General features: G+C 57.5%; 21 protein-coding genes, 3 tRNA genes and 3 pseudogenes. 10 read left to right on the plus strand and 17 right to left on the minus strand.

What is annotated here, in order from left to right; all coding sequences use genetic code 11:
- Positions 1 to 148 precede the first annotated feature (148 nt).
- Both BIND_RS07840 and BIND_RS07845 read left to right on the plus strand, forming a co-directional pair.
- Positions 149 to 451: a hypothetical protein gene (locus BIND_RS07840; RefSeq protein WP_148210586.1), complete on the plus strand. Its 303-nt coding sequence runs from the start codon at positions 149 to 151 to the stop codon at positions 449 to 451.
- The gene (locus BIND_RS07845; protein WP_012384537.1) at positions 448 to 1212 is read left to right on the plus strand and encodes a zeta toxin family protein; all 765 of its coding nucleotides are present in this window, start codon (positions 448 to 450) and stop codon (positions 1210 to 1212) included. The genes BIND_RS07840 and BIND_RS07845 overlap by 4 nt, the downstream gene beginning before the upstream one ends.
- 50 nt (positions 1213 to 1262) lie before the next feature.
- On the opposite strand, the pseudogene BIND_RS07850 reads toward BIND_RS07845, so the two are convergent.
- Positions 1263 to 1406, minus strand: a pseudogene (locus BIND_RS07850) (short-chain dehydrogenase/reductase); the annotation flags it as partial.
- Between the two features lie 99 nt (positions 1407 to 1505).
- On the opposite strand from BIND_RS07850, the pseudogene BIND_RS07855 reads away from it, so the two are divergent.
- Positions 1506 to 2419: pseudogene (locus BIND_RS07855) on the plus strand (AraC family transcriptional regulator).
- A gap of 218 nt (positions 2420 to 2637) precedes the next feature.
- Here the strand turns inward: BIND_RS07855 and BIND_RS07860 are convergent.
- The 6 genes from BIND_RS07860 to BIND_RS07885 form a co-directional block, all read right to left on the minus strand.
- Positions 2638 to 2714 (minus strand) — tRNA-Arg (locus tag BIND_RS07860).
- A 54-nt stretch (positions 2715 to 2768) separates the two neighbouring features.
- The gene (locus BIND_RS07865; protein WP_012384539.1) at positions 2769 to 3074 is read right to left on the minus strand and encodes an ETC complex I subunit; all 306 of its coding nucleotides are present in this window, start codon (positions 3072 to 3074) and stop codon (positions 2769 to 2771) included.
- A gap of 35 nt (positions 3075 to 3109) precedes the next feature.
- Positions 3110 to 3186: transfer RNA gene (locus BIND_RS07870), tRNA-Pro, on the minus strand.
- 163 nt (positions 3187 to 3349) lie between these two features.
- Positions 3350 to 3820: a DUF192 domain-containing protein gene (locus BIND_RS07875; RefSeq protein ID WP_012384540.1), complete on the minus strand. Its 471-nt coding sequence runs from the start codon at positions 3818 to 3820 to the stop codon at positions 3350 to 3352.
- A 289-nt stretch (positions 3821 to 4109) separates the two neighbouring features.
- Positions 4110 to 4727: a cold-shock protein gene (locus tag BIND_RS07880; RefSeq protein WP_012384541.1), complete on the minus strand. Its 618-nt coding sequence runs from the start codon at positions 4725 to 4727 to the stop codon at positions 4110 to 4112.
- Positions 4728 to 4947: 220 nt separating this feature from the next.
- A complete protein-coding gene (locus tag BIND_RS07885) occupies positions 4948 to 5709 on the minus strand; it encodes an SIR2 family NAD-dependent protein deacylase (RefSeq protein WP_012384542.1) in 762 nt (253 codons plus the stop codon).
- A 339-nt stretch (positions 5710 to 6048) separates the two neighbouring features.
- On the opposite strand from BIND_RS07885, the gene BIND_RS07890 reads away from it, so the two are divergent.
- The 3 genes from BIND_RS07890 (at position 6049) to BIND_RS07900 (ending at position 10321) form a co-directional block, all read left to right on the plus strand.
- Positions 6049 to 7590 carry an acetolactate synthase large subunit gene (locus tag BIND_RS07890; RefSeq protein ID WP_012384543.1) on the plus strand — a complete coding sequence of 514 codons (1542 nt, stop codon included), beginning with the start codon at positions 6049 to 6051 and terminating at the stop codon, positions 7588 to 7590.
- Between the two features lie 131 nt (positions 7591 to 7721).
- On the plus strand, positions 7722 to 8885 hold the full coding sequence (locus BIND_RS07895) for a hypothetical protein (RefSeq protein ID WP_012384544.1): 1164 nt from the start codon (positions 7722 to 7724) through the stop codon (positions 8883 to 8885).
- 374 nt (positions 8886 to 9259) lie between these two features.
- Positions 9260 to 10321, plus strand: a complete 1062-nt coding sequence (locus BIND_RS07900; protein WP_244395985.1) for an SGNH/GDSL hydrolase family protein — start codon at positions 9260 to 9262, stop codon at positions 10319 to 10321.
- Positions 10322 to 10375: 54 nt separating this feature from the next.
- Here BIND_RS07900 and BIND_RS07905 read toward each other — a convergent pair whose 3' ends face one another.
- The 4 genes from BIND_RS07905 to BIND_RS07915 form a co-directional block, all read right to left on the minus strand.
- Positions 10376 to 12232 (minus strand): carbamoyltransferase family protein, encoded by a 1857-nt coding sequence (locus BIND_RS07905; protein ID WP_012384546.1) that lies wholly within the window; start codon positions 12230 to 12232, stop codon positions 10376 to 10378.
- 235 nt (positions 12233 to 12467) lie between these two features.
- On the minus strand, positions 12468 to 12617 hold the full coding sequence (locus BIND_RS21785) for a DUF5989 family protein (RefSeq protein WP_012384547.1): 150 nt from the start codon (positions 12615 to 12617) through the stop codon (positions 12468 to 12470).
- 9 nt (positions 12618 to 12626) lie between these two features.
- Positions 12627 to 13043, minus strand: coding sequence for an SxtJ family membrane protein (locus tag BIND_RS07910; protein WP_012384548.1), 417 nt, complete (start codon positions 13041 to 13043; stop codon positions 12627 to 12629).
- Positions 13044 to 13248: 205 nt separating this feature from the next.
- Positions 13249 to 14091, minus strand: a complete 843-nt coding sequence (locus BIND_RS07915; protein WP_012384549.1) for an indole-3-glycerol phosphate synthase TrpC — start codon at positions 14089 to 14091, stop codon at positions 13249 to 13251.
- Between the two features lie 300 nt (positions 14092 to 14391).
- Here BIND_RS07915 and BIND_RS07920 point away from each other — a divergent pair, with 300 nt between their 5' ends.
- A complete protein-coding gene (locus tag BIND_RS07920) occupies positions 14392 to 14910 on the plus strand; it encodes a superoxide dismutase family protein (protein ID WP_012384550.1) in 519 nt (172 codons plus the stop codon).
- Positions 14911 to 14912: 2 nt separating this feature from the next.
- On the opposite strand, the gene BIND_RS07925 is transcribed toward BIND_RS07920, so the two are convergent.
- From BIND_RS07925 to recJ, 3 genes are all read right to left on the minus strand, one after another.
- The gene (locus BIND_RS07925; RefSeq protein ID WP_012384551.1) at positions 14913 to 15191 is read right to left on the minus strand and encodes a DUF3253 domain-containing protein; all 279 of its coding nucleotides are present in this window, start codon (positions 15189 to 15191) and stop codon (positions 14913 to 14915) included.
- 192 nt (positions 15192 to 15383) lie between these two features.
- A tRNA-Glu gene (locus BIND_RS07930) sits at positions 15384 to 15458 on the minus strand.
- 95 nt (positions 15459 to 15553) lie between these two features.
- On the minus strand, positions 15554 to 17386 hold the full coding sequence (recJ, locus tag BIND_RS07935) for a single-stranded-DNA-specific exonuclease RecJ (RefSeq protein WP_012384552.1): 1833 nt from the start codon (positions 17384 to 17386) through the stop codon (positions 15554 to 15556).
- 146 nt (positions 17387 to 17532) lie between these two features.
- On the opposite strand from recJ, the gene BIND_RS07940 reads away from it, so the two are divergent.
- The 3 genes and pseudogenes from BIND_RS07940 (at position 17533) to BIND_RS07945 (ending at position 19109) form a co-directional block, all read left to right on the plus strand.
- On the plus strand, positions 17533 to 18126 hold the full coding sequence (locus BIND_RS07940) for a L,D-transpeptidase (protein WP_012384553.1): 594 nt from the start codon (positions 17533 to 17535) through the stop codon (positions 18124 to 18126).
- Positions 18127 to 18215: 89 nt separating this feature from the next.
- Positions 18216 to 18358, plus strand: a pseudogene (locus tag BIND_RS21920) (IS6 family transposase); the annotation flags it as partial.
- 73 nt (positions 18359 to 18431) lie between these two features.
- On the plus strand, positions 18432 to 19109 hold the full coding sequence (locus BIND_RS07945) for a nucleoside/nucleotide kinase family protein (protein ID WP_148210587.1): 678 nt from the start codon (positions 18432 to 18434) through the stop codon (positions 19107 to 19109).
- Between the two features lie 143 nt (positions 19110 to 19252).
- Here BIND_RS07945 and ppx read toward each other — a convergent pair whose 3' ends face one another.
- The 3 genes from ppx to BIND_RS07960 form a co-directional block, all read right to left on the minus strand.
- Positions 19253 to 20770 (minus strand): exopolyphosphatase, encoded by a 1518-nt coding sequence (gene ppx, locus BIND_RS07950; RefSeq protein ID WP_012384556.1) that lies wholly within the window; start codon positions 20768 to 20770, stop codon positions 19253 to 19255.
- A 4-nt stretch (positions 20771 to 20774) separates the two neighbouring features.
- Positions 20775 to 22943, minus strand: coding sequence for an RNA degradosome polyphosphate kinase (locus tag BIND_RS07955; RefSeq protein ID WP_050764124.1), 2169 nt, complete (start codon positions 22941 to 22943; stop codon positions 20775 to 20777).
- Positions 22944 to 23490: 547 nt separating this feature from the next.
- Positions 23491 to 24009 carry an Lrp/AsnC family transcriptional regulator gene (locus BIND_RS07960; protein ID WP_012384558.1) on the minus strand — a complete coding sequence of 173 codons (519 nt, stop codon included), beginning with the start codon at positions 24007 to 24009 and terminating at the stop codon, positions 23491 to 23493.
- Between the last annotated feature and the right edge of the window lie 135 nt (positions 24010 to 24144).

The raw sequence follows: 24144 nt of genomic DNA on the forward strand, positions 1-24144 counted from the left end.
CGGTTCCAGAACGACTTTCAGTCGCACCTGCAACCGAGATGGCGCGAAGCGGTAGTTGCATGACCTTCCTCGAGGATCGCCTATGAACTGATTGCAGCTCTACAGCCATCTTGGTAAGGTGAAGGATAATGTTCGGATCGAAGCGATCATGACGAAAACTGCGGTCAATGTTCAGCGCCGGGCACGCGTGCGCAGGGTAAAGTTTGGCGATGTGGTCATCACCGCGCCCGCGCCGCAACGCGCCCTCATCAAAGCCAATATCGCGCAGAGCACCAAAGCGCTCGCCCGTGCGGCCAAACGCCTCTCCAAGCCCGGAGTCGTCATCCGCGCGAAAAAGGGCATTCCCCTCTTTTCCCTGGACAGCGAGGACCCGGACGTCGTGATTCGCACTCTCGACGGCAAGACCGAACGCGGACAACTGGTAGACGGGATATTCCAAGCGATCGCATGACCTTGGCTGTCGAGGCCCTACTCGAAATTCAAGAAGCGCAAGAGGCAACCCAGAAGCCTCTCGCGATTGTGCTTGCCGGCCATAATGGCTCGGGCAAATCTACACTCTGGCGCCGCAGCCTTGCCGGCGTGCTGCAGATCCCATTGATAAATGCCGACAGGATGATGCTGTCTATCCTGCCGGAAGCTAACTCCGATGGGGTACTGCCTAGCTGGGCCACTGATCTGCGCGACACTGACGAAAGCTGGATGCGGGTGGCGCAGCAAGGCGTCCAAGCATTCGTCGGGCATGCGATGAATGCGAACGTCCCATTCGCAATGGAAACAGTCTTCTCCCACTGGCGCATGGCCAACGATGGAACGGTCGAGTCCAAAATCTCGCTCATTAAGGACATGCAGGCGGCGGGCTACTTCGTCCTCCTGATCTTCGTCGGCCTGACAAACGAGAACCTCTCGATCCTGCGTGTTCAGACCCGTGTGGCCGAACATGGCCATGCCGTGGAGGAGGCTAAGCTGCGAAGCCGTTTTCCGCGTACGCAGCAGGCCATCGCCGAAGCGCTGAAACATGCTGATGCATCGCTTCTCACCGACAATAGCCGGACACCGGACTTGGCTTTCACCGTCTGCCGAGTCGAAATTGCGGGAAAGGTGACTTTCGATTGCCGCCGCGGTGAGGGGGCGGCCCCACCGAAGGCCATATCGGGCTGGCTTGATTTGATAAGCCCGCCCCACGTGGGGCCAATAGATCCTTTGGCGACCTAAATGTCCCAGACCCAGCCGTTGGGAAAGCCCCAGTGTGCGAATTGCCGGTCCGGCAAGCGTTCCGCGAGAGCTGCCCGAGACTGTTTTGAGCGGACGGTGCCGATGACTTTATGGCCCTTGCGGCTCGCGGCCGCCGCGATTGCGAAGCCGAAGCCGGAATTCGCGCCGGTGATGAAGAAGGTCTTCTGTGGCATGTTGGACGTTCTCCTGTTGATCGGTCTATTGCTATTGACTGATAATATTCAAACCTGTGGGCATCGATCGCGGAAACTCTGAATGTCTTGCCAAATCCTATGAACGCGGAAAAAGAGCCGGCGAAGCGCCGTGCGCTCGTGGAACTGGCTGGTCCCCTTGCCCGCATCAGGGATACAATTCGACGCCGCTTCAAGGCGTCCGCATTCTCAGGACTGAGGCGGTCCTTCACGACGTCCCCGTGCTTTACAAGCCGGGCGCGATATTCGTGCTGCAGGGGCGCAAGCAGGGCGTGCTTGAAGGCGAAGTCTATCTCTACGATGAGGAGCACTATCTGGCGGTGTCGGTGCCGGTTCCGTTTCGAATGGAATCCGTGGCCAGCCCCGAACGACCCCTGCTTGCAGTCTATGTCGAGTTCGACATGCGTCTGGCTGCCGAGATCGCCTCGGAAGTGGGCGCGAGACATGCTAGATCGACGGTCGGCAAGGTGAAAAGTCTGGTATCGAGCAGAATGGAGCCGGCTATCGAGGATGTCGTGCTGCGTCTGCTGCGGGCATTGCACGATCCTGTCGAGCTTACGATTCTGGGTTCAGGCATCCTGCGCGAACTGCATTACCGGGTGCTCGTGGGCCCGCAAGGCGGTGCGATGATCTCAGCCTTGCAGCAGTGTGGCACGTCCGGGAGGATCGTGCAAAGCCTCGCCCGGCTGCGCGAAACCTATAGTTCCGAGATTTTGGTCGCCGCGCTGGCAGGTGAAGCAGGCATGAGCGTTCCCTCCTATCACGTGCATTTCAAGGCCCTGACGGGCAGCAGTCCGATACAATATGTGAAGGCGATGCGGCTCCACGAGGCACGGCTGATGCTCGCGCGCCAGGACAAGACGATTGCGGAGGTCGCGGCATCGGTCGGCTACGCCAGTCCTGCCCAGTTCAGTCGAGACTTCAAACGACACTTCCGGCGTACGGCGTCGGAAGAGGCCGAATGGGTTCGCCGGCATCTCGGTGAGCTTGCTTGAACGTCTTGGCAGGAAATGGCCGCTTAGAAGCGAAAACGCGCCGCCAAATGTCTGCTGGGCGCTGTTGGTTATGTGCTCGCCGCACACTTGCCGCGGCCGAGTGCAAAAAGTGATTCTAAGCAGAACAAAAAGTGACTCTGAGTTGGAAGATCACCCCTAACCTTCCAACTTTTTTCTCTCCGAATCCTGTCTGAAACCGCACAAGTTATTGATTCTATTGGCGACCCCAGCAGGGTTCGAACCTGCGACCTGCCGCTTAGAAGGCGGCTGCTCTATCCAGCTGAGCTATGGGGCCGAAACTGAGATCGGATCAAATCTGCACAGCACTTATAAGTGAGGCTTGGCAGCCTCAATGTGTCCAGGGACCGGCCCGCGTGGATTTAAAATTGTCCGAATAGGAAAGGATTTTGCGTGGCGCGAGCTTGGGCTCCTCGACTCGATAATCGAGCCCATTCTTCTCGGCATAGGCGATCGCTTCTTCCTTGGTGGTGAAGCGCAGCCGAACCTGGCTGTTCATGTCTCCGGAGCTCGTCCATCCCATCAGAGGATCGGTGCTGCGCGGCGAAGCCGGATCGAAGACCAGGAGCCAGACCTTGCTACGCGCCGTACCCGATTGCGTCGCGCTTTTGGCGGGACGGTAGATTCTGACGCTCATATATCCTCCATTCCTCGCATCCATCGCCGTCGAAGTGGTCGGGGCAGCAGGATTCGAACCTGCGACCTGAAGTTCCCAAAACTTCCGCGCTACCAGACTGCGCTATACCCCGTGAAGGACCTGTGGACGTCGAAGATTTCAAGGAGAGATCCGCAGGCGCGAAATGTCTCGATAGAACCGAAAGCTGATACCAGCCTGACCCTTTAAGGCTCTAGCACGCAGGTCTTGCCCGAACAAGATCCGCCAGTGCCACAAATCTTGGCCTTTCGGTCTAATTATCGCTGGAACAGACTATGTTGAACGGTATCGCCGATTTTCAGGCCGATTTTCCGAGCCGTTCCCGCATTGACCTCAAGCACGGCAAAGGCCGGTGCTTTCGAGGGAATGATCGCCTCGGAAAACGGTTCAGTATTTTCTGCCAGCGCAACGACCTTACCGGCGCGGCCGATGAAGATCATGTCGAGCGGCAGATAGGTATTCTTCATCCACATCATGACGGGCCGTTCGGTCCCAAAGTCGAACAACATCCCCCGATCGGCGGGCAGATAACGGCGACCCATCAATCCGCGCTCGCGGCCCTCATCTGTACGCATGACCTCCACCGAGAAAGCATGATCGCCGGAGGCCGTCACGATGGCCAGGGGTTCGAGGCTATCCTCGGCGGCATATGTGAACCTGATGCCCCTATCGAAGCCGAACAGGAAAAGACAAAGAACGAGAAGGGGGGCCAAAAGCCTTGATGTCATCACGCGGATCGAGCCGGAAAGGTGAGAATTCGGGACGTGTCATATAAAGTCCCGCGAGGAACGAGACTTGAAGACATAGGACTTGGGTCCTGTCTAAAATTTCTGCCATGGCTTTTCAAAGGCATGGCAGAAATTTTAAACTGTTGCAGGAGCCTTCCTCTATGGCTCTTGATGTTATACCAACGGTCATAATAAATGTCCGTTGGAGCGCTCTTGAATTTTCGCCATCGCTTTGAAAAAGCGAAAATTCAAGAAAGGAACCAAAGGTCGTTCTCTACGACCTTTGGTGTCAGTGATGAACAGGCGCGGGCGCGTCAAGCGGCCTGACTTCGATCGCGATCAGGCCCTTGGGGCCCTGACCGAAACGGGCGCGCAGTTCCTCCCCGGGATGCAAAATGGAGATACCGTGCCGCCGCAGGATCTCCATATGGACGAAAATATCTTCCGTGCCGTCACCGCGCGAAAGAAAGCCGAATCCTTTCACCCGATTGAACCATTTGACCTTGACGTCCTCGAAACCGCCAAGGGGCAGGACTTGTGGTTCCTCGCGTGAGGATAAGTTTCGCGGCGGCTCCTCGGAGAGGTCCGGCTTTTCGGCGGGCGCCGGCGCATCGAGGGATATGACGCGGAACACCTGCCAGCCCTTGGTCCCCCGCATGGCCTCACAAACGACACGCGCGCCCTCACACGCCTTGGAATGACCATCCTTGCGTAGAGCCGTCACATGCAACAAGACATCGCCGAGACCATTATCGGCCACCACGAATCCATAGCCCTTGACGAGGTCGAACCATTTGATCCGCCCGGAAATCTCGACGAGTTGGGCAGGCTCGGGCGAGTCCGCCAGGGCATCCAAGAGGGGATTGTCGAAAGCGGCATGGGATTGCGTCTGGTCCTTGTCGGGCAAAGCCCCCTCCCAAAGTCCCGGCCTGGATAATGTGGCGTTGACTGTGCTGCAGCCTTCGATCAGCCCAAAGTCGCTAGGATCGATCCGACGAACAGCTATTCCCACAGAATATCATTGCCGGGCGGAAGGAAAAGCCTGAATTCTCCCGATTCGGGAGAAAGTGATTCAGAACCGCTCTTGTTCGACCCGGGTAAAATGAATGGGGAAGCGAAGACGCGGCTTAGCTCGAGAAGGGTTCGAGAATATCACCAATATCGCCGCGCAGGATCAGATCCGCCTCGGAATCGAGCGGTGTCGCTTCCCCATTCAAGATCACGAGACGCGCGTTGTTTTGCGCCGCGAGGAGTGGAAAGGCGGCGGCCGGGTAGACGACGAGTGAGGAACCGATGGCCAGAAACAAATCACAGGCCCGAGTCACGTCATGGGCGCGCTGCATGGCCTCCTCAGGCATGGATTGGCCGAAGGAAATGGTCGCGGATTTGACCGGACCGCCACAGGACCTGCACTCCGGCGCCGCCCCGGTCGTCTCAAAATCGTGCCGCACGTTGGCCAGTTCATGGCGAAGCCCGCAGGACAGGCAGGTGGCATAAGTGCCATTGCCGTGCAATTCGATGATGTGCTCGTCGTCGACGCCAGACATCTGGTGGAGATTATCGATATTCTGCGTGATGATGGCTGAGATTTTGCCCTGTTGGACCAGATTGGCGAGGGCATAATGGCCGCGCCCGGGCTGCGCCATGGAATAGATATCGTCGAGGGCGAATTTCCGCCGCCAGGCTTCCTCACGCATCAAGACATCGGACAGGAAGAGATTGAATTCGATCGGCTTATAACGCATCCACGGAGAATCTTTGGAACGAAAATCCGGGACGCCGCATTCGGTTGAAATACCGGCGCCGGTAAAGGCGACGATATTGTCGGACTGTTCGATCAATTCGAGCAAGGCCGTCCGCGCTTCGCCAATCTGATTCAGGATGACCATCCCACCTTCTCCACGCCTGCTTCACGGTTCAGGGACCGGAACTCTCTCTTTTTGTCACGGTCCAGTGGCATCGCCGGGACTGGTTTTGGAAAAAGTTCATATTCAACGTAATACGCCAGCGGAGCGACCGCAACGAACTGGTTGCTCTTGATCAAGGCAAGCTTGCGAGAAGCATAGCGTTTGCCAATATGCCGTGAGCTCAACAAACCCGCATGCACAACAGGCGGGGACCAAGGGAGAAGGAACGATATGGGTGATCAGGACCTCGCCGACCATGATGCCGCCGATCGGACCGTGGCCGAGGCGAATCCCGAGGCGCGCTTTGCCCCCTGCCCTCCCATGAACGGCGCGGAAAGCCTGTTGCGCACGCTGGTTGCGAGCGGCATCGAGGTTTGTTTCGCCAATCCTGGCACCTCAGAAATGCATTTCGTCAGCGCCTTGGACAGGATCGAGGGGATCCGTCCTGTCTTGACCCTTTTTGAAGGTGTGGCAACGGGAGCGGCCGATGGCTATGCGCGCATGGCGGAAAAGCCGGCCGCGACCTTGCTGCATCTCGGCCCTGGCCTCGCCAATGGTCTCGCCAACCTGCACAATGCCCGCAAGGCGCAGACGCCCATGGTCAATATTATTGGTGACCATGCAACGACGCATCAGCGATTCGAGACGCCGCTGACCTCTAATGTCGCGGCTCTCGCACAGCCGGTCTCGCATTGGGTGGCCACCTGCAGAGGCCCCAAAACCGTCGCGGCCGATGCCGCGCGCGCCGTGCAGGCCGCCCGGGTGGCGCCGGGACAAATCGCCAGTCTTATTCTACCCGCCGATACGGCTTGGCAGCCGGCTGAAAGAGCGGCTTCTCCCTTGCCCGTCATGGGGCCGGCTCCGGTTTCTGATCAGGCCATTACACAGGCGCGCGATGCGCTTCTTCTTGGTAATGCGGCCTTGCTGCTGCGCGGGACTGCCTTGCGCGGCCGTGGCTTGCGGGCCGCCGGTCGTATTGCCGCGGCGACCGGCGCGAGGCTTCTTTGCGATACATTCACGCCCCGCATCGAGCGGGGCGCTGGTCGCGTCCATGTCGAACGATTGCCCTATCGCCCGGCACCGACCATGGCGTGCCTCCAGGGAACGCGGACCTTGATCCTTGTTGGCACGCAAGCGCCAGTCGCTTTCTTCGCTTATCCCGATCAGCCGAGCGCATTGACGCCTCCTGATTGCGACGTGCTGGTCTTCTCGCATCCCCACGAGGATGCCGCCGAAGGTCTCGAGCAGCTTGCCGAAGCGATCGGGGCCGGCGATTACGCGCCGATCTCGCCCTGCAAGCCGCCTGAACTGCCCATTGAGGGTGGGCTCGATCCCGAATCGGTCATGCGTATCATCGGACATTATCTGCCTGAGGACGCCATCATCAGCGATGAAAGCCTGACGAGCGGGTTTTTACCCTATCCTCTGCTCGATACAGCTTTGCCGCATGATCATCTTCATCTTGCTGGCGGAGCGATCGGGGATGGACTGCCGGTCGCGGTCGGAGCCGCTATCGCTTGTCCCGGACGTAAAGTGATTGCCTTACAAGCCGATGGCAGCGCCATGTATACATTGCAATCGCTGTGGACACAGGCGCGAGAGCAACTCGATATTACGACGATCATCTATGCCAATCGGGCCTATAAAGTTCTGTTCGAGGAATTGCACAGCGTTGGTGCTGCCAAAGCTGGACCTCATGCATTCTCGTTGTTCGATCTCCATGATCCAACCTTGAACTGGGTCAAGCTTGCCGAGGGGATGGGAGTGGAAGCGAGGCGCGTCGAAGATACACGCAATCTGACGAGCGCCTTGCGATCTGCGATCACCGGTCGTGGCCCGAGATTGATCGAAGTGGTTTTATGAAGCATGCTGAGCGCAGCCGCTGACTTATTATCGTAATTTTAAATTGTTTATCTTCGGGAGCCGTTTACTTTCTCACCATTTCGCTATCACTCTGTTTCCCCCTTGTCCCACACGAGCAAGCTCTTTTGCCCATGAAATTTATCACTCAATCAGCCATGATTCGCATCATCTTGATCATTCTCGCCGTAGGCTTAGCCATACGTGGAGAACTCCATCATTTCGTCACCGACTTTCGCCTCTTCACATTTTGCGCTTTCGCACTGGCTGCCCTCCTTGCGACAACACTCGCACGTGGTCGGCTGCGTGATATTGGTCTCGTTGTCACTGCCTTGCTGATCGGCTTGAGCGTCGTCGAGGCAACGGCGGTCTATCTCGAACGCCGACCGATCGTCACGATGACGGAAGGCTGGTCGGTGGCGCGTCCCGTTCTCGGCTGGGGGCCGGCACATCCAGGCGTGTTCCATGCCAAGAGACAGATGCCTGACGGCAGTCTCATCTACGAGACGGACTATACGATCGACGACGATTTGTTGCGGCATACCAATTCCGCAACGACAGGACCGGCCATGGTCTTTTTCGGCGATTCCTACACGTTCGGCGATGGTGTACATGACTCTGAAACGTTGCCGCAACAATTCGCCGATCTGATACACAAACAGGAACGTGTTCTCAATCTGGGTTTTACCGGCTACGGACCGCAGCAGTTTCTGCGTGGTGTCGAAATCGGTTTTTACGACAAAATCATTGGTGATAAGCCACAACTCTTCCTGTTCCTGACAGCGCCATGGCACGCACAAAGAACCTCCTGTAAAGTCTCCTGGTCACCGCATTCACCGCATTACCGTCTGACGGAGGACGGCGTTGCCTTTGATGGGAGCTGTAATCAAGGCGCGAGCCTCCTGTGGCACGAATTCCTCTATAATAGCGCCGCGTATCGTGTTTTCATCTCGCAGCTTATTGAAAAGCCCTCACATGATGATGTGGAGCTCTATATTCGTGTTTTGTCGGAGGCAGTCCGTCAGTCCAAAGCCAAATATGGCGTTGATACAGCCATTCTCTACATGAGAGTGCCGGACGCTTATCTCGCGGGCACGGGTTTTACAAACGACGATATTATCAAGCGCTTCGAAGCATCGGGCGCCAAGGTGATCGACGCCTCGCTCGACAGGGCGAGGGCTGACGGCCTCATCCTTGAAATTCCCAATGATGGTCATCCGACCCCTCTCGCCAATCGCTTTCGGGCCGGGCTTCTCATTGAAGCTTTGGGAATACATGTGACTGAGAGGACACAATAGAGCATCAAACCTGGAAGCGGATATGCGTTTTGGTGTCCGCTTCCAGAATGACATTGCGGGACTCTCGACTTTCATATTATGGTTCATACACTCAATTAGAGCATCGGACGTTCAAATGGACTCGTGTCCGATGCTCTAAGTTTTTGTAAACGCATCAGATTAGCCCCAAAAGTGGTGCCCACTTTTGGGTCTGATGCTCTAGTGGATAGGGTCGGTAACCCTCCGCTTTCTATTTCTATTGCCTATTCTGAATAATCCTTCATCCCGGTAACATTGCTACAGAGATGACTTCTTTCACGCGCTCACAATTGCTTCTCAGTTTCTTATTCTTTCTCGCAATATTCCTAGCGGTATGGGGAGAGATCCACCATTTCGTGCGGGATACCCACATTTTTACTTTCTTTGCCGCGACCGTCGCGGCGGTGATTGCGACGGTCCAGTCCTCAGGCAAGACGCGTGATTCCCGCCTGATGCTGGCGGCTTTCTTGTTGGGACTGACCCTTCTCGAGGGCACAGCTCTTCTGATCGAGCGTAGGCCTAATCTCACAGTCACTGACGGCTGGTCTGTATCCCGTCCGGTGATTGGTTGGGGGCCGGGGCATTCTGGCATTTTACACGCCCGGAAACAGAAAGCCGGGGGTGAGCTCATCTACCAAGTCGATTACACAATTGACGATAATCTCTTGCGGCAAACCCGCTCCGCATCCAATGGACCGGCCGTAGTTTTCTTTGGCGATTCCTTCACCTTTGGTGAAGGAGTCAATGACTCGGATACATTGCCTCAGCAATTTGCCGATTTGCGGCACCAGCAAGACCGAGTCCTCAATCTGGGCTTTTCCGGCTATGGGCCGCAACAATTCTTGCGTGGCGTCGAAGCCGGTTATTACGACAAGATCATCGGTGATCAGCCAAAGATCTTCTTTTTCCTGACAGCCCCGTGGCACGCGCAACGGACCGCTTGCAAAGCCTCCTGGCTCGCAAGGGCTCCCCGTTATCACCTGACGGACGAGGGGATTGCCTTCGATGGCCAATGCCGGGAAGAGGGCTTCAACCTTTTTTTGTCGGAGTTTTTATATAACACGGCATTTTACCGCTTCTTTCTAACGCCTTTCGCGGAAAGGCTCACGCATGATGACGTCGAGCTTTATATTCGCGTCGTTTTGGAAGCAGTCCGGCAGTCAAAGGCCAAATACGGTGTAGAGACGATCATTCCCTATCTTCCCGATGGCGAGCCTTATCTTGCTGGGACAGGCTTCACTGATCAGGATATTGTCGAGCGTTTCGAAGCCGCGGGGGCCAAGGTGATCGATGCCTCGCTCACTGATGTCAAAAACCCGCGTCTTGGCCTGGAAATTCCGAGCGATGGGCATCCGACAGGGCGAGCTAATCGTTTGCGGGCAGAATTGCTGATTGATTCCTCGATAAACAGGCTTTGAACAAGCCTGAATAAGGGCGTCCCCTAAAGAGCCGTATCGTAAGGACGTATTTCCTCAATCGAGCGCGAAGGCATTTTTGTAGTCGCGCGCGAGAGACGGATCCTGATCCACCTTGCGCAGAATACAACGGCCGACGACCAGCATGTCGATCTCGCAACCCATGAAACAGCGAAAAGCGTCTTCTGGTGTGCTGACGATCGGCTCGCCACGCACATTGAAGCTCGTATTCACCAGAACGGGACAGCCGGTCAGATCCGAGAACCGGCTGAGCAGGGCATGATAGAGCGGATTGGTGTCCTTGTGTACGGTTTGTATGCGCGCTGAATCATCGACATGGGTCACCGCTGGTATGTCGGAGCGCGGGACATTCAGTTTGTCGATACCGAACAAGGCCTTTTGCGCTTCCGTCATCGGCTTGCGGTGCTCTTCCCGCACATTGGCGACGAGCAGCATATAGGGTGAATCGGCATCGAGTTCGAACCAGTCCGCGACTCTCTCGCGCAATACTGAAGGCGCGAAAGGCCGAAAACTTTCGCGATATTTGATCTTGAGATTGAGTGTCTTCTGCATGGTCGGCGAACGCGGATCACCGAGGATGGAGCGATTGCCAAGGGATCGCGGCCCGAATTCCATCCGGCCCTGATGCCAGCCAATAGCCTGTTCTTCTGCTAGGGCGCGGGCCGTTTCCTCGATGAGATGAGCTTCGTCCGGGGCGACGGTGAAAACCGCTCCGACCGCCTTGAGGCGGCGCTCAATCTCGTCCTGCTCGTAGCTCGGGCCGAGATAGGCACCTTGCATTGCGTCTCGCTTTGCCCCTGCCCCCTTGCCTGTTTGGTGCGGACGCGGCTCGCCGCCCTCTCTATGGGCAATGGCCAGCGCGGCGCCAAGCGCGCCGCCGGCGTCACCCGCCGCTGGCTGGATGAAAATATTGTCGAAGATATTTTCGCGCAAAATCTTGCCATTGGCGACGCAGTTCAGCGCCACGCCACCGGCAAGGCAAAGGTTGTTCTGGCCGGTCTCTTTGCGAAGCGATCGGGCGAGCCGGGACACGACGTCCTCTGTGACGGCCTGGATCGAAGCGGCAAGATCCATGTGATGCTGGGTCAGCGGTTCCTCAGACTTGCGGGGTGGTCCGCCGAACAAGGCATCGAAACGCTTATTCGTCATGGTCAGGCCGGTGCAATAATCGAAATAATCGAGATTGAGCCGGAAGGAGCCATCGGGCTTCACATCGATCAGGTGATCGAGGATCAATTTCGCGAAGGTCGGTTCGCCATAGGGAGCAAGTCCCATGACTTTATATTCCCCCGAATTGACCTTGAAGCCCGTGTAATACGTCAAGGCCGAATAGAGCAGCCCGAGTGAATGGGGAAAATGGATCTCCTTGAAGATCTCAAGGTTTGTTCCGTGCCCGATCGCCGCCGAACTGGTCGTCCATTCGCCGACGCCATCCATGGTCAAGATCAGCGCATCCTCGAAAGGAGAAGGATAAAAGGCGGAGGCTGCGTGAGAGAAATGGTGTTCTGAAAAACGCAGCTTGCCCTTGGCCGCGAGCTCTGGCGCAATAGCTTTTAATTCTCGCTGAATCATGTCGCGCTGAAACAATTTCTCGCCGATCCACAACGGCATGGCCTTGCGGAACGAGGTGAAACCACGCGGCGCGAATGCGAGATAAGTTTCGAGCAAGCGCTCGAATTTCAAAAATGGCTTTTCATAGAAAACCACGCGATCGACCTGGGACCCGTTGATTCCAGCCGCGTCGAGACAATAGCGCAGTGCATGGACGGGAAAAACCGGATCATGTTTCTTGCGGGTAAAACGCTCCTCTTGAGCCGCCGCAATGATTGCGCCATCGCGCACGAGGGCGGCTGCACTGTCATGATAGAAGGCTGAAATACCAAGAACGATCATGGTGGCCAAACCAATTGCGCGTTAAAACGGCCCCGAAACGGGCTTGCCAGCCCATTCCGCGGTAAAGTTATTGATAAACAATACTTTGAAGTCTTCTCTAACCTTATACCAACGGTCATAATAAATGACCGTTGGACCACTCTTGAATTTTCGCCATCGCTTTGAAAAAGCGAAAATCCAAGAAAGGAACCAAAGGTCGTTCTTCACGACCTTTGGTATTAAAGATTAGATCGTATCAGAACAGGGTATAGATGAAGGGCGCGATGACCGATCCCTGGCTCAGAACGAAAAGACCACCAAAAACCAAGAACAAGGCGAGAAGCGGCACGAGCCAAAGCTTCTTGCGCGCAGTGAGAAACTCGAACAATTCAGAGACCATCGACATAAGCTATCCTTAAAACTGCTTGGTCAGGGAATCCGGAGCAGGCCCCGGTGGTGAACGAGGAATCCAATAGGTTTCGGCTTGCGGTTGAAGACGCCGGTTCAGCAGATCTTTATGGCGCAGGAAGAGTGCGAAGGGAAAAACGGCCCCGAAGAACATCAGGCCCATCAAGAGCGGGCTGACGATTATGTTCAGAAGAAGACCGAGCTTGAACCAGGCACGGTTCAAGGGCGCGAGGATCTGAGGGGCGACAAGCGCGAGACTCACGAAGATCGCGGCAAGAATCAGTGCCCAGAGATGGACCGACTCGCCATGCCGCGCCAATGGCCATAGGCCGAGGACTGCGAAGACGAGACCGAAGACGAGACCGAATTTGCGGTCGGAGCCAAGAGCAACCTTGCGGAAGCTCGCGCCGGGTTCATGCTGCATGCAGAACTCTCTTGGGCGCGGTGCGGAAAAACGCGACGTGGCGTGGCATCGGCTTGTTTCCCTCCATCAGATTTTTAACTTTACGGTCCTGGTCACGATATCAAAACACGTCCGCAAGACGCAAAGCACCATCCCCAGAAGCGGCAACTTTTGGGGATGGTGTGTTAAAAATATCTAAAATTTTCTGATTTCGGGTGCTGTGGGTTTAACCCGCCGCGTCATCGTCCGGCGGCGTGGTGCCCAGCAACTGGTGAAGGGCAAGATAGGGGTCCTTGGCCTCCAGGAGCACGCTCGCGACACGCACCGCCTTGGCGCCGAGCGACGCCATTTTTTCGATATCCTCCGGCGTTCTGATGCCGCCGGACGCAATGGCGAAAACCCGGTCATGCGGGATTTTCGGCAACAGCCTTTCACAGACCGTCGGATCGACCTCGAGTGTTTCGAGATCACGATTGTTCACGGCGATCAGGCTGGCGCCCGCATCGAGCGCTATTTCAAGCTCGGCCTCATTGCGGACTTCGACCAGCGGATCGATGGCGATCGATTGGGCGCGGGCGACGAATTCCTGGAGCTGTTTGCCGAGAATGCTGGCAATGAGCAGGCTCGCATCGGCACCGGCATAGCGCGCCTCATAGACCTGATAGAGATCGACCACGATATCATTGGCCAGGATCGGCAGGTTGGAGGCTTTGGCCGTTGCAAGGTCGGCGATGCTGCCACGGAAAAAGCGCCGATCCGGCGAGGCGGAGACACAAGCCGCGCCGGCGTCACGATAATCCTCGGCCATTTCCATGACATCGAGGCGCGAGCGCGTGGATTTCGAGACGGGCGAACTGCCGCGTATATCGGCGATGACGCCAGGTTTGCCGTGCTTCGCATAATACTCGTAGAGGGCCGCGAGAAAGCCGCGCGTCATCTGTGCCTCGCCGATGGCGCCGGTCAAGCTGCCAATCGAGCGTTTGGCCTTGGCTTTCTCGACATCGTCCTGTCGCTGCGCGAGCAGCGGTTTGAGGCGCGGTCCGATCGAGGTTCCATCAGCTTCGGTCATGAGCGCGATCCTTTCAGACGGAGGCAGGTTTCAAATGCTTTCGAGAGGCTGGAAAGAACCAGATTCGTCTGAATCAAATGCGGCAAGGTTGTCATCCTGAACGAGCGGGCGCTTTTGCTCCGCTCCCGACTGAAATGAGCGTTTTTTGTCATGCCTGACAGGACGGAACAAGCATTATCCAGGCCGGAAAAGGCGCAAAAGCCGTCCTACCCCGCCCCGCTCTCACTCTTGCAAGTGCGTCTTTCCTCTGATCCCTTCTCTTCACCCGTGATACCGGGTGAACGAATCGGGAGAAGATCAATGCGAGGATTGCTCATCGCCGCCAGCCTGATACTGGCGGGCCCCATGGCCCTGGCTGCGCCGGCCGAATATAGTTCTGTGATCAAGGGAGCAGATGGTGCCGAACTCGGCACGGTCGATCTGAAGGAAGGGCCCCTCGGCGTGCTCGTCCATTTTGACCTGCATGGATTGAAGCCCGGCTGGCATGGCGTGCATTTCCACGCCAAGGGCGATTGCAGCGATCCGAAATTCTTGAACTCCGGTGCTCATGTCGAGGCTGAGGGCGAGAAACTCGCCCATGGATTCCTCAATCCACAGGGCACGCATGCGGCCGATCTGCCGAATGTTTTCGCCGCGGCCGATGGCACTGTACATGCCGATACTTTTTCGACTTTCGTCTCGCTGCATGGCGAGAAACAGCGCCCTGCCCTGCTCGGAGGCGCCGGCACCGCGCTGGTCGTGCATGAAAACCCGGATGATTACACCAATCCACCGATCGGTGGGGCTGGAGCCCGAATCGCCTGCGCGGTGTTGAAATAGTTTCAGCCGGAAGCTGGCAGGCCGAAACGGTAGACGCCTTTGAAGGTGGCTGGATCTTCCACCGGCACGCCCTTGCGGTAAATCACGAGCTTGCCCTCCAGGGCAAGCCGCACGACATTGTCGCGCACGGGAGGGAGGTAAGTCTGCCAAGCGGTGGCCGAGCCGCGCCCGTCCACGGCGACGAAGGCGCGCGCGGCTTGCTCGGGGTCGAGCGTCTTTTCGGGACCGGCCTCACGGCAGAGATCCAAAATCACATCCGCCAATTTGGGGGGATTACTCATCAGGCAGCTTTCTCGTGGTCAGTCCAAAGGCACGAGCTTTATGCATGCCTCACGCCATAGATCCTAGCGTTAATCGGACGCCTGAGGGGCTCTCAAGTGTTAGAGACGCATCCTATCAGCTCTCACATGTACCCACTTTGAGGGGTGAGGCTGTCATCAGCGAATCATGCGTGTGGGATAAATATACGGTAGTGGCGCGCTCTAGGGGAATCGAACCCCTCTCTGCACCGTGAAAGGGTGCCGTCCTAACCGATAGACGAAGAGCGCATCGCCCCTCAAAACCGAGGGGAACCGAAGGATCGCGCCGTCACTGCAACGATGCGATGGCGGGTGTATAATGAAGCTTTCACCAGCTTGCAAGCTCACAAAGTTTTTTGTGTGGCGAGCGGCGCAAGATCGGTGAGCCGCATCTGGACGCGCTCGCGGCCACCGAAGCGGTCGAGCATCAAAGTCCCGGCAAAATGCATCTTCGTGCCGCGTCCGGCGAGCAAGGCATCGCCCAGGGGCTCGGCGGCAGAGCGAAAAGCGATTCCCTCGATGCGCGCGCCATCGCCCGCCTCGGCCCGAAAACGCACATGGCCATTGCCCACCACCGACGCATCCATCAGGCGATGTGCTGGCAGCACGAAGACGGGTTCCGGGTTGCCGGCGCCGAACGGGCCGGCTTTTTCCAATGACGCCATCAGGGCAGGATTGGCGCCTGAGGCCGTCAAGGCGGCATCGACGAACAAGGCGTCACCGGAACGGCCAGCCGTCACAGCCTCAGTGAGTTTCTCCTCGAGAAAGGCGCGAAAGGCCGCAAGATGATCGCGCACAAGGGTGATGCCCGCCGCCATGGCGTGGCCGCCGCCCTTGATGAGAAGGCCCGCCTCGACCGCTTCACGCACGGCATGGCCGAGATCGACACCCGCGATGGAGCGACCAGAGCCGGTGCCGATTCCCGATTCATTGAACGCAACGGCAAAAGCCGGACAACGATATTTATCCTTGAGTCGCGTGGCGACGAGGCCGACGATTCCCGGATGCCAATCCTCCGAGGCTGTCACGATGGCAGCACCCGCCTTGGCATCGTCCTGAAGCCCCTGCTCCGCTTCCGCTTGCAGCAAGGCCTGTTCGAGTGTTTCGGCCTCGATCACCTGACGCTCGCGGTTGAGCGTATCGAGTCGTCTGGCGATTTCTTCGGCTTTGATCTGATCTCTTTCGATCAGCAGGCGCGCGCCGAGCGCCGCATCGCCGATTCGCCCCCCGGCATTGATTCTCGGTCCAATCAGAAAACCGAGATGACCGGCTTTGGGGGCTTCCCGCGCGCCAGCACAATCGAAGAGAGCCCGCAGCCCGGCGCGCTGCCGCATCTGCATGACCGCCAGACCCTTGGTGACAAAGGCGCGATTGAGGCCTGTCAGGGGGGCGACATCGGCGACGGTCGCCAGCGCGACGAGATCAAGAAAGGCGAGGAGATCGGGTTCACGCCGCTCCGCGGTGAAAAAACCCTGTTCGCGCAAGCGCCGGTTGAGAGCGACGAGCAGCATGAAGACGACACCCGCCGCGCAGAGTTGGCCGAGACCGGAAAGATCATCCTGTCGATTGGGATTGACGATGATCGCTTCCGGCAAATCGGCAGGTGCCTGATGATGATCGAGCACGATCGGGTCGAGACCAAGCTTGGCGGCTTCCCCCAGCGGATTGTGGCTTGTCGTGCCGCAATCCACGGTCACGAGCAGTTTTGCGCCTCCGGCGGCCAGCGCCTGGATCGCGTCGACATTCGGCCCATAGCCTTCGAAAATACGGTCGGGAATATGGATCTGGAACGGTGTGCCGCAGGCGGTGAAATAATCGGCGAGCAAGGCCGAGGACGACGCGCCATCGACGTCGTAATCCCCAAAAATCGCGATTTTTTCACCGGCCATGATGGCGCGAGCCATACGCACCGCGGCCTTGTCCATGTCGAGCAGGATTGTCGGGTCTGGCATCAGCCGGCGCAGGCTTGGATCGAGATAGGCCTCGCAGTCCTCGGGAGTAATGCCGCGCCCGGCGAGCACACGGGACAGAAGGTCTCCATGGCCATGAATCTGCGCGAGCGCGAGGGCTTGCGCCTGGCCGGAAGCATCCAGCCGATCACGCCAAACCCGTCCCTGGACGGAGCGTTCGACATTGAGAAACGGACGGGAGGATGGGGGCGTAAGCGGTTTCGACACGCTCCGATTCTACGGCCGGTTGTTGAGAAAAGCGAGGCGCCGAAAACTCTGCCAGGGCATGATCCCCAGAAACAAACCTTGGCCATGACCAAAATCCAGCCATATTCCCTCACGAAAACCAGCCGACTAGTCGGAGGAGCAGATTGATGCGGGGCATGACCCGAGCGAAATTTTTCGAGCGCCGGATTGTTTTGGTGTGCGTAGCAGTCCTGGCACTGGCCTCGCCCGCCGCAGCTCTCGAGAACCCCTTGAATCGCGGGCCGCTCGCCGATTTCCTAAATATTTTTCATCAGCAGGCCATTCCCCGCCAGCTCGTGATCTGGAACCATCCAGAATATGGCAAGGGCACGATCGTCGTCTCAACCAAGGAGCGGCGGCTCTATTATGTGCTGGGCGAGGACCGCGCCTATGAATATGGCGTCGGCGTCGGCCGGGAGGGCTTTTCCTGGGCGGGAACCAAAACCGTCACCCGCAAGCGCGAATGGCCGGACTGGCATCCGCCAGCGCAAATGCTGAAGCGTCGTCCCGATCTGCCGAAATACATGCCAGGCGGCATGGACAATCCACTCGGCGCGCGGGCTCTTTATTTGGGATCGAGCAATTACCGCATCCATGGCTCAAACGAGCCGGATACGATTGGCGCAGCGGTGTCATCGGGCTGTATCCGCATGACCAATCGTGACATCGTGGATCTTTATGATCGCGCTAAGGTCGGCACCAAGGTCGTGGTGTTGCGATAGACTTATTCTGGCCGTGTCGCAAAATTTTTAGGTTAACGGTGTTTTGAGGAAATGAGTGGATTTTGCACCTCCGATTTGGGAGGCCAACCATGATCATCAATGCCATTGCCGAGAAGCTGAAACGGCTTATCCAAGGACGATACAAGGTCGCCATTTCGAGGCTTGGCTGATTATCCAGGACGTGTCCTGGTATTTGCGCTATCCGCTGAGCTACGGGAATGTCGAGGACATACGATGGCTACACGATTTGTTCATGGCGTCGCCGTCGACGCTAGGAGAAATCGCTGATGAGTAGCAGATCAAGCATGCTGGATCAGCTTGTTGCAAAGGTTACCAGCTTTGAGTTGGCCCGTCCGCTTAGGATCGCGATAGATGGTCGAACCGCCTCAGGTAAGACGACGTTCGCTGATGAGCTTGCGCAACGTATTCGGATCCAGAACAGAGAGATCATCCGCACGTCGATCGACGAATTTCATCTGCCTAAAGCGGATCGCTATGCGCGCGGACGACTTTCCGCTGAAGGCTATTATCATGATGGCTATGATCTGCCTGCTGTCGTAGCTTTTCTTCTTCGTCCGCTGGGGCCTGGCGGCGATCGTCTTTACCGAACGGCATCCTTCGACCTTGTGAAAGATCAGCCCGTCGAGCAGGAACCCAAGTTGGCGCCAGAGGATGCTATCCTGATCGTTGATGGCACCTTTCTTCAAAGACCGGAGCTGGTTGCTGAATGGGATCTGGTGATTTTCCTTGAATCATCGGAGGAGGTTTCTGAAAGCAGAGGGATCAACCGGGACCGAGAGCTTTTGGGCGGTGAGGATTCCGCTCGCCGTCTTTATGCTGAGCGTTATCTGCCAGCCTTCGAACAATATGAACGTCTTTGCAGTCCCAAAGTGACCGCGGACGCAATTGTCAACAATGACGATTTCGAATTTCCAATATTGTCAATTCCGCGTGATAGCCGACTGGCGGTCAATTTTCAGTAGGATGGCTCAGCGTTAGTTTTTTGAAGAGCGTCCTTATAAGCAACGATGGCAGCGCCAAACCGATCTCAAGAGCATCCACCGTCAGTTCATGCCCGATGGAGGCCTCCGCTACAAACAGCAGCGAGCTTATAAGGCTCGGCAAATCACCCCTTGATCTCGACCTGGGGTTCGCGCCCGATCAACCGTGACAATTGTTTCAGCCGGTTCTGCAGACGCTCGCTGACGAGATCGACCAAATCGCCGGGTAGGCTCAGGATCACTTTGCTCTTCACGCAGGTCAGCGAGGTGCGTGGCAGGATTCCGCCCATCGACCCGGATATGACCGTCGCCACGCGCAAAGTGGCGGCGAGCGTCCTCGCCTTGTCGAGCAAACGCGAGGACACGAGACCGCGTAATTGCGGATTCACATCTTCGTCGAGGCCGAGATAGCGATAGGAAGCCGACAGGATCAGGAAGGCGCGGCCTGGATGATCAATGCCGATGAAGGAGCCGTTAACGACAAGGTTCAAGCTTTCCTCGCCGCGGTAATCGGGATGGGCGCGCCAGTTCACATCGCTCAACAGGCAGGCGGCGTGGCGCAGGCGTTTTTCCGTGTCGCTTTCCTCGAGCGGCGTCGAAGCCATGAAAACATCGGTCCAGCCGCATAATTCCTCCGCGTGAGCGGGCGAGCGGGCGAACAGGACATTGAATTCCTCGGCTGCGACCAGCAAGGGGTCAAGTCGGCGCGTTGCAGCGTCGAGCTTTTCATAAAGCAGGCCCTCGCGCACACCGGTCGTCGAGATCATGACCTTTTTGGGGTTGCCCTTGCGAATGATTTCGTCGAGCACCACGGCGCCGTAAGCGAGCAAGGGGCGACGCGCGGCATTCACCGATTCGATCGAGACCAGAGTATCGGTATTGACCTTTTCGACGAGGCTCGTCAGGTCGGAAGCATCCCGCGCGGCCATTGTATAACCGTGCATGATGTTCATCGGATAATTATGCTGGCTCATATGCAGCTTGGCGAGCGCGCGCCACGTGCCGCCCACGGCATAGAAAGTACGCCCCAGCATACGCTCCGGCAGCTTGGATTTGGCGAGATGCGCTCGGGCGATTTTCACGGCCTCGCGCAGGTTCTGGTTGGAGGCATCCATCAAAGCGAGGCCACCAAGCGGGAGAGTGGTCCCCTTGCCGATGGAATCGCCTTTGACGTCGATCAATTCGAGCGAGCCTCCGCCGAGATCGCCGACGACGCCATCGGGTTTCGCCACGCCGGAAAGGACACCCTGCGCCGAGAGCTCGGCCTCGCGGCTGCCTGACAGCAGTGAGATCGGCGTGCCGATCGCTTCCGTGGCGGCGGCCAGAAATTCGGCGCCATTGCTCGCGTCGCGCGCCGCGGCGGTGGCCAGCACATGGATCTCGCCGACTTCCATAATGCCGCAAAGGACACGAAAGCGGCGCAAGGCCATCAGCGCTTTTTCGACGCCGCTTTTCGACAAACGCCCGGTGGTGACGACACCGTGGCCGAGCGCGCAGAGGGACTTTTCGTTGAAGATCGTCCGTGGTGAGCGCGTCAAACGCTCATAGACGACGAGGCGGACCGAATTGGAGCCGATGTCGACGATCGCCACGGGCCGATCGATCGTCGTGGACAAGATGGCGGGGCGTGGTGGCACCATCATGGTGTCAATGTTTTTCCAACCGCTTGAAAAGCGTCTTTGGGCTTGATTCCTTGAGCGATTTGCCACGGCCTGAGAGACTCGGATTGGTCATGAAATAGGAATGGGCGTTGAAGATCTCTTCGCCCTTGCGCGGCGTTATGCGCGCGCTCGATCCATCAGGCAAGACGCGATAGCTCTGTTGGTTGTCGATCAGATTGGCGACCATGATCTGATCGAGCACTTGTTCATGCACAGTGGGGTTGAGAATGGGCATGAGAACCTCGACCCTTCGGTCGAGGTTGCGCGGCATCAGATCGGCGGAGGAAATATAGACGTGAGATTTGGGATGCGGCAATTCATGGCCGCCGCCAAAGCAATAGACGCGCGCATGTTCGAGGAAACGGCCGATGATCGATTTGACCCGGATATTGTCGGACAAGCCCGGAACCCCCGGACGCAGGCAACAGATACCGCGCACGATCAGGTCGATCGAGACGCCGGCCTGGCTCGCCTCATAAAGGGCGTCAATGATTTGTGGATCGACGAGGGCATTGCATTTGGCCCAGATCGAACCAGGCTTGCCGGCTTTCACATAGGCGATTTCATCGGCAATGTGCTGGAGCAGCCGCTCCTTGAGATTGATCGGTGAGACCGCCATGCGCTCGAGCCCGGCGGGTTCCACATAGCCCGTGATGAAATTGAAAATGCGCGCAACATCCCGTCCGATCGCCGGATCGGCCGTGAACAGCGAAATATCGGTATAGATCTTCGCCGTGATGGGATGATAATTGCCCGTTCCGATATGGCAATAAGTGACGAGACCAGTCCCTTCCTTGCGCACGACCATGGATAATTTTCCATGGGTCTTCAATTCGATAAAACCGAAGACTACTTGCGCGCCAGCGCGTTCGAGGTCACGTGCCCAGCGAATATTCGCCGCTTCGTCGAACCGGGCCTTGAGTTCCACCAGAGCGGTCACCGATTTGCCGGCCTCGGCCGCCTCGATCAGGGCACGCACGATCGGGCTGTCGGACGAGGTGCGGTAAAGCGTTTGCTTGATGGCGACGACATTGGGATCGGCGGCCGCCTGATTGAGATATTGCACCACCACATCGAAGGATTCGTAAGGATGGTGGACAGCGAGATCCTTCTGGCGGATGGCGAGGAAACAATCGCCGCCATTGTCACGCACCCGCTCCGGAAAACGTGGCGTATAGGGCTGGAATTTGAGATCTGGTCGGTCAAGGCTGACGAGTTCGGAGAGATCGTTCAGGGCGAGCATGCCATCGAGGATGGAGGTTTCCTCGGGAAAAACATCGAGCTCGGCCGCGACGAAACCGCGTAATCCTTCCGGCATCTGGCTGTCGAATTCGAGCCGGATGACCGATCCGCGCCGCCGCCGTTTCAAGGCGCTTTCGAATAGAAGGACGAGATCTTCCGCTTCCTCTTCGACCTCGAGATCGCTGTCGCGCAGAACCCGGAACAGACCATGGCCGCGCACCAGATAGCCGGGAAACAGACTCTGCGTGAAAAGACTGATCACGCTTTCAAGCGCGATATAACGCTGGCCGTCCTCGCCGAGATTATCAGGGAGATGAATGAAACGCTCGACCTTGGCGGGCAGGCGGATCAGCGCGTGCAATGTCTTGCGGTCGCCCGGACGCACCAGTTCGAGCGCCATGGTGAAACCGAAATTCGGGATGAACGGGAATGGATGGGCCGGATCGATGGCAAGTGGCGTGAGGATCGGAAAGATATGGGACAGAAAGTGCTGTTCCAGCCAGGGCCGCTCGGCCTTATTGAGATCGCGGCCATCGATGAGATTGATATGCGCGCTTTTCAGCTCGCGGCGCAATTCACGCCAGCGCCGCTGCTGCTCGGCGGCGAGAAGCGCCACCCGTTCGCGGATCTTGCCGAGTTGCTCGGCGGGGGTCATGCCATCTTGGGACGGGGTGGAAAGACCTTCGCGCACCTGCCCCCGAAGGCCCGCCACGCGGACCATGAAGAATTCATCGAGATTGGTCGCCGAGATCGACAGGAAACGCAATTGTTCGAGCAAGGGATGATTGCGGTTCGAGCCTTCCTGCAGAACACGCCGGTTGAATTCGAGCCACGACAATTCCCGGTTGATGAAACGGCGCGGCGAATGGGCGAGCTCTGCCGGAAACTGGGCGATTTCACCCAGTTCTTCCATGACAGGAATGGCAGCGGCGGGCGCCTTGGCGGTCGGATCGGCCTCATTATTATTGGTCGTCTCATCGACCTTGGCTTGAGCATCGTGGGCGTGGGCATCGGCCGGAGCTTGAGCTTCGGTCTGGGCTTTGGCCTTGGCCTGTGCAGCAATGGCCGCCTTGGTGAGCGGAGCCTCGACCGAAGAATTGGCGGCCTCAGCCTTGCTCGCGGCGGAAGACGTGGCCTTCTGGGCCGGTTTCGCGTCGGTGCCTTGTCCTTCGGTGTGGGCGCTCACTGCAATTCTCCTCGGGGCCCTGGTTTCGGCAATTTACGTCGTGAAAATCTGCGAAATTTGCCAAAACGACAGGTAAAATAAAAGAAGCGAGAATATTTCCCAGTCAAGGGAGCGGGGGAATAAGCGCGTTCGCTGGCGTAACCTTTACTATGTTTGATGACACCAGCGTGACGATACCGCCCTCTTCCGCATCGATTCATTCAGTTTGACGTCAGCTTCGCCGGGCTCGTGGAAGTCATCCGCCGGGTTTTACAAATTTGGTCCAGCTTTGCTCTCAAGTCGAGCGCCGTTTGGGGGGAGTGGATCGGGACGGCACGGGTATGGACGCCCCGAGCACCGAGGGCGGGAACAGGCGATCGACGACATCGCGCATGGCAAAGCTCGATTCGAGACGGGCGACATGGGGCAGGCGTGAGAGTTCGGTCCGGTAGATCGCTTCGAAATCCTCCATATCGCGGGCGAGGACCGTTAAAAGATAATCCGCGCTGCCGGACAAGAGATGACACCGCATGATGGAGGGGGAAAGCACGACGGCGCGCTCAAAGGCCTCCAGCGCCTCCTCTCTCTGACTATCGAGCGTGACGCGCACCAAGGCCGTCATTTTATAGCCGAGCCGGCGCGGATCCACCGCCAGATGATAGCCCTTGATCATGCCTTGCTCCTCAAGCGCCTTGAGGCGCCGGGCGCAGGCACTGGCCGATAGGCCGACGCGTGGCGCGAGATCGGCGATGCTGAGCCGGGCATCATCGGCGAGAGCGCGGAGAATGGCCTGGTCTAAACGGTCGAGCTCCATGGTGCGGGATTCCTGCGTATTTTTACAAAAATGCGCTATTATCTGGCAAAAATAAGTGGTTCCAGGCGAAAGAAGATCGGAAATTGCGTCAAGAGCGCATTATTATTGGATTTGCGTCAAGATCAAGGACGGACT

Origin of the sequence: Beijerinckia indica subsp. indica ATCC 9039, assembly GCF_000019845.1 — a bacterium.
GTDB lineage: Bacteria > Pseudomonadota > Alphaproteobacteria > Rhizobiales > Beijerinckiaceae > Beijerinckia > Beijerinckia indica.